5 protein-coding genes are annotated in these 5309 nt (G+C 65.1%); 2 read left to right on the top strand and 3 right to left on the bottom strand.

Translation table 11 applies throughout. From position 1 onward, the window contains the following. The coding region (locus EN742_RS22990) for an SDR family oxidoreductase (RefSeq protein ID WP_128333310.1) at positions 1–835 on the top strand (835 nt) is incomplete at its 5' end. A gap of 263 nt (positions 836–1098) precedes the next feature. Continuing rightward, entirely contained in the window at positions 1099–2169 is a 1071-nt protein-coding gene (locus EN742_RS22985; RefSeq protein WP_128333309.1) for a D-alanine--D-alanine ligase family protein, read from the top strand. A gap of 392 nt (positions 2170–2561) precedes the next feature. Here the strand turns inward: EN742_RS22985 and EN742_RS22975 are convergent, their stop codons facing one another. The 3 genes from EN742_RS22975 to EN742_RS22965 form a co-directional block, all read right to left on the bottom strand. Continuing rightward, the gene (locus EN742_RS22975; RefSeq protein ID WP_127406276.1) at positions 2562–3614 is read right to left on the bottom strand and encodes a substrate-binding domain-containing protein; all 1053 of its coding nucleotides are present in this window, start codon (positions 3612–3614) and stop codon (positions 2562–2564) included. A 33-nt stretch (positions 3615–3647) separates the two neighbouring features. Then, on the bottom strand, positions 3648–4643 hold the full coding sequence (locus EN742_RS22970; protein ID WP_128333308.1) for an ABC transporter permease: 996 nt from the start codon (positions 4641–4643) through the stop codon (positions 3648–3650). 67 nt (positions 4644–4710) lie between these two features. Next, positions 4711–5309 (bottom strand): ATP-binding cassette domain-containing protein (locus EN742_RS22965; protein WP_148670206.1); only part of this gene is annotated, 599 nt, incomplete at its 5' end.

Genomic DNA, 5309 nt, shown 5'->3' with positions numbered 1-5309 from the left:
GTCCAAGGCCGATCTCTTCCCGCTCGAATACTGGTCGCTGGAACAGGCCAAGCTCGCCTCCAACAAGCCGAAGCCGCTGACCGGCCAGGTGGTGCTGGTGACCGGCGGCGCCGGCGCGATCGGCGCGGCGACGGCGAAGCTGTTCGCCGACAATGGCGCACATGCCGTCATCGTCGACCTCGATGCGGCCAAGGCCGCGGAAGCGGCGAAGAAGGCCGGCAACGGCTCGATCGGCGTTGGCGCCGACATCACCAATCCGGCCGAACTGCGCGCCGCCTTCGACCGGGCAGTCGCCGTCTATGGCGGCCTCGACATCCTCGTCTCCAATGCGGGCGCGGCCTGGGAAGGCCGCATCGGCGAGCTCGACGACGCTACGCTGCGCAAGAGCTTCGAGCTCAATTTCTTCGCCCACCAGTCGGCGGCGCAGAACGCCGTGCGCATCATGCTGGCACAGGGCACCGGCGGCGTGCTTTTGTTCAACACGTCCAAGCAGGCGATCAACCCGGGGCCGAAGTTCGGCGCCTATGGCATACCGAAGGCGGCGACGCTGTTTTTGTCGAGGCAATATGCGCTGGACTACGGCGCGCAGGGCATCCGCTCGAACGCGGTCAATGCCGACCGCATCCGCTCGGGTCTGTTGACCGACGCCATGATCGCCAGCCGCTCGGGCGCGCGCGGCGTATCGGAGAAGGAATACATGTCCGGCAATCTGCTCGGCCAGGAAGTGACGGCCGAGGACGTGGCGCAGGCCTTCCTGCACCAGGCGCTGGCCGATCGAACCACCGCCGATGTGACGACGGTCGACGGTGGCAACATCGCCGCGGCGCTGCGGTAGGCAACCTGCCATGGACCCCTACTGTCATGCAGGGGTTCAGACGGGAACGCTGGCGCCGCCCCTCATCCGCCTGCCGGTGTCCTCTCCACGATAGTGACGGGGAGAGGGACGCTGTCGCCGACGGTTTCGCCAATCACCAGTTGAGGGGCGGCAGCGACTTTAGCGACCTCGCCACCACGACTTGAAAACTGTCGTCGTCGGAAGCGATTGCCGAAATTCCGCTTCAATCTATTCCTTGAACCGCTTGCAAGGTGGAGACGTTCATGGCCGCGAACAGACTGCGTATTGCCGTGCTCTTTGGCGGGCGTTCGGCCGAGCATGACGTTTCGATGCTTTCCGCGACCAATGTCATGCGCGCGCTGGCGCCGGCGAAATATGATGCGGTTCCGATCTTCGTCAGCCGCGAAGGCAAATGGCTGCTCAGCCGTTTCGAGGACGGCACGCTGTCGGCACCTTCGGGCGACACGGAGATTTGCCTGGTGCCGGGCGGACACGGGCGGATGCTGGCGATCCCGGCCGAGGGCGCTCCCTACGCGCTGCCAGATATCGATATCCTGTTTCCCGTCCTGCACGGCCTGCACGGCGAGGACGGCGCGGTGCAGGGGCTGGCGGAAGTGGCGCAGGTGCCGCTCGCCGGCTGCGGCATCCTGGGCTCCGCGACTGCGCTCGACAAGGACATCGCCAAGCGGCTGCTGAAAGCTGCCGGCCTACCAGTCGCGCGGTCGGTGACCATTGAGGAAGGTTCGGCGCCATCGCTTGCCGTGCTGGGAGACCAGCTCGGCCTGCCGCTCTTCGTCAAACCGGCGCGGCAGGGCTCGTCTGTCGGCGTCGCAAAGGTCAATGCCAGCCAGGAATTCGATCGAGCGCTTGCGGAAGCCTTCCAGCACGATCGCAAGCTCTTGGCGGAGGAATTCGTCCGTGGCCGCGAGATCGAATTCAGCGTGCTGGAAGACCCCGCGGGCAAGCTCTTCGTCTCGCGGCCGGGCGAGATCGTGCCGGCGGAAAGCCACGGCTTCTACAACTACAATGCCAAGTATATCGACGAGAACGGCGCGGCATTGATCGTGCCGGCCGAACTGCCGCGGGAAGTCGAGCAGGCGATGCGCGACATGGCCGCAAGGGCCTTCAGGGCCGTCGGTTGCGACGGCATGGCGCGTGTCGACTTCTTCCTGATGCCGGACATGACGTTCCTGATCAACGAGCTCAACACCATTCCCGGCTTCACCGACATCAGCATGTACGCCAAGGCGATGGCGGCGAGCGGCGTCAGCTATCCGGAAGTCATCGACCGGCTGGTGGCGCATGGGTTGGCGCGCGCCGGAAGAGTGGGCTGAGAGCGGGCTGCAAGCAGGAGAGCGGCCCTGGATGCCACTCTCTTCCGAGCACGAAAGAGGTCGCGTTGGCTAGAACGGTCTCAAGCAAGACGGTTGACGTTATTTATTTCGTCGGTTGGCGCTGCCCCTCATTGCCCTGCCGGGCATTTCTCCCCGTATAGTGACGGGGAGAAAGACAGCTGTCGCGGATGGTTTCGTCAACCTCCAGCGTTGCAGAATATGCGCCAGCGTCGCGGCCAGCACCTTCTCCCTGTCACTATACGGGGAGAAGGTGCCGGCAGGCGGATGAGGGGCAGCGCCAACGTTGCTAATGTCGCCAAAAGCGTGCAGCAGTTGGGAGTCGGAAGCGCGTCGCATCAATGCCATCAGAGGCGAACGCGCCTAGACCAGAACTACTTGGCGTTCGGGTTCGGCATCCAGGCCGGCATGGCGACATCGGCATGGGCGAACTGCGGCAGCTTGGCCGACAGGTCCTCCATGTTCTTGATGTCCTTGTCCACGAGCTCCTTCTGGGTGATCAGCGTCGGCGGCACGATGACGTTGTGGCCGGGATCCTCGCCGGCGAGCAGTTGCGCCAGCGCTCGCACCGAGACCTGGCCGACGACGGCCGGGTTGGTGGCTGCGGTGGCGGCCCAGGCGCTGTCCGGCTCGCGCATCGCGGCGATGTCAGAGGTCGAGATGTCGGCCGAGTAGATCTTGACGGCCTTGTTCAGACCCGCCTCGTCGACGGCGATCTTCACCCCCTTGGCGAATTCGTCATAGGGGGCGAACATTACCTTTATGTCGGGATGCGCCGACAGCACCGAGCGTGCCTGGTTGGCGACGGAGTTGGCAATCGGGTTGTCGAGCGTGCCGAACATGGCGACCTCGTTGATGCCCGTATGCTTCTTCTTCACGTCGACCCAGGTCTCGTTGCGGCGGTCGAGCGGCGCGATGCCGGCGACGTAGACATAGCCGGCCGTCCAGCTGTCGCCATTGTCCGTGACCGCCTGCTCTAGCGCGAGACGGGCAAGGTCGCGGTCGGACTGCTCGATCTGCGGGATCTTCGGGTTCTCGACATTGACGTCGAAAGCGACGACCTTGATGCCGGCGTCGACCGCGCGCTGCGCGGCATCCTTCATCGATTCCGTCAGGCCGTGCTGGATGATGATGCCCTGCACGCCGAGCGCGATGGCCTGGTCGACCATGTCGGCCTGAAGGGCGGCGTCCTGGCGGCTGTCGAGCACGCGCAGGTCGACGCCAAGCGCCTTGGCCTGCGCCTCGACGCCCGAGAGATAGGCCTGGAAGAAGTCGCCGGTCGACAGATAGCGCACCAGCGCGATCTTGACGCCGGGCTTGTCGAACGGCGCCGGTCTGTCGGCGGCAAGAGCCGGGACCTGCATCAGCATCGTGGCGCCCGCAAGCCCGAGCGCCACCTTCCCCAGAAGTCTTCTTGTGATGTTCATGTCGTTTTCCTCCACTGTTTTGACCGGTCGAACCTATCTCCCGCCCCTGCCGGAAAGGGCGAAGGTGAAGACAAGGGCGACGACGAGAACGCCGCCCTTGACGAAATCCTGCGTGTAGTAGGGCGCGTTCATCATCGTCAGGCCCTGTAGCAGCACCCCGACGACGACCGCGCCGACGGCCGTGCCGAAGGCGTTTGGCTTGGCCGCGCCAAGCACCGCGTAGCCGATGAGCGCGGCCGCCACCGCGTCGAGCAGCAGATTGTTGCCCGAGGCAATGTCGCCACGGCCAAGCCGGGCGGCGAGCAGGATGCCGCCGATCGCGGCAAAGACGCCCGAAATGACATAGGCCCAGATCTTGTAGGCCTTGACCCGCGCGCCGGCGAGTTCGGCCGCGCGCTCATTGCTGCCGACGGCATACATCATGCGGCCGAAGCGCGTGTATTCGAGGAAGAACCAGATCAGCAGCGCCAGCACAATCAGCACCACGACCGACACCGGAACGAGGTTGGGCACGAAGAAATCGAAGCGATGGCGTCCGAGCGCCAGGAAGGCTTCGCCGAACTTGCCGTTGGCGACCGAGCCGTCGGGCATGGTCATGCCGGTGGCGATCGAACGGCCTTCGGTTGGGATGCGCTGCAGGCCGACGAGCAGGAACATCATGCCGAGCGTGGCGAGCAGGTCGGGCACCCGCATGTAGACGATCAGCCAGCCGTTGATCAGGCCGACGACGGCGCCTATGAGCAGGCAGACGACGACCGCGACGACGGCGTTCTGCTCCAGAACCACCATGACATAGGCGGCCGCCATCATGGCGCTGGTGGCGACCGAGCCGATCGACAGGTCGAAGCCGCCGACTACGAGGGTCGCCGTGACGCCGAGCGCCAGCACGCCAGTGATGGCGACGGACTGGAAGATGAAGACCGCGCTCTGCGGCGACACGAAACCGTCGGCGGCGACCGCGAAATAGGCGATCAGGCCGAACAGAAGGACGATGAAGCCGTAGCGGATGGCATGGTCACGCAACATCATGCAGCGCTCTCCGGCGCCGTTGCCATGTCAGTCCAACGCATCCCTGCTCCATTCCTGTCCATGATCCTCACGCCGCACTGTGCAGCGGGCCGCCCGCCACTTCGGCAAGCAGCCGCTCGAGATCGATGTCTTCGTTCCTGTGTTCGCCGACGATCGTCTGCTCCGACATGACCAGGATGCGGTCGGCCGTCTCCAGCGCCTCGTCGAGCTCAGTGACGAAGAGCAGCGTGGCGCGGCCGTCGGCGCTCGCTCGGAGCTTGGAGGCGATGTCGCGCCGGGCCGAGATGTCGACGCCCTGAAACGGTTCGTCGAGGATGAACAGTTTTGCATCCTGCGACATCCAGCGGCCGACCATCACCTTCTGCTGATTGCCGCCCGAAAGTGCGGAAAGCTCGTCCTTCTCCGAACGGCAGACGATGGCGAGCTCGTCGATCTGCCGGCGTGCGATGCTGCGTTCGGCGCGCCGCTTCATGATGCCGAAGCCTGACATGCGCTTGAGGAAGGGCAGGCTGATGTTGCGCTCGATGTTGAAGCCGCCGACGATGCCGCTGGTGGCGCGGTCCTTGGCGACAAGGAAAACGCCGGCCGCGATCGCCTCGCCTGCTGATGCCGGCGCATAGGGCTTGCCGTCCATGGTCATGGTGCCGGACAGCGGCCGGCGCACAC

Source organism: Mesorhizobium sp. M4A.F.Ca.ET.020.02.1.1 (assembly GCF_004022645.1).
GTDB lineage: Bacteria > Pseudomonadota > Alphaproteobacteria > Rhizobiales > Rhizobiaceae > Mesorhizobium.
This window is presented reverse-complemented; position numbering and strand designations above follow the sequence as displayed.

What these genes read in the sequence shown, in the direction of transcription:
- EN742_RS22985 (WP_128333309.1), top strand. Translation starts at nt 1,099, where the DNA reads ATGGCCGCGAACAGACTGCGTATTGCCGTGCTCTTTGGCGGGCGTTCG.
- EN742_RS22975 (WP_127406276.1), bottom strand. Translation starts at nt 3,614, where the DNA reads ATGAACATCACAAGAAGACTTCTGGGGAAGGTGGCGCTCGGGCTTGCG.
- EN742_RS22970 (WP_128333308.1), bottom strand. Translation starts at nt 4,643, where the DNA reads ATGATGTTGCGTGACCATGCCATCCGCTACGGCTTCATCGTCCTTCTG.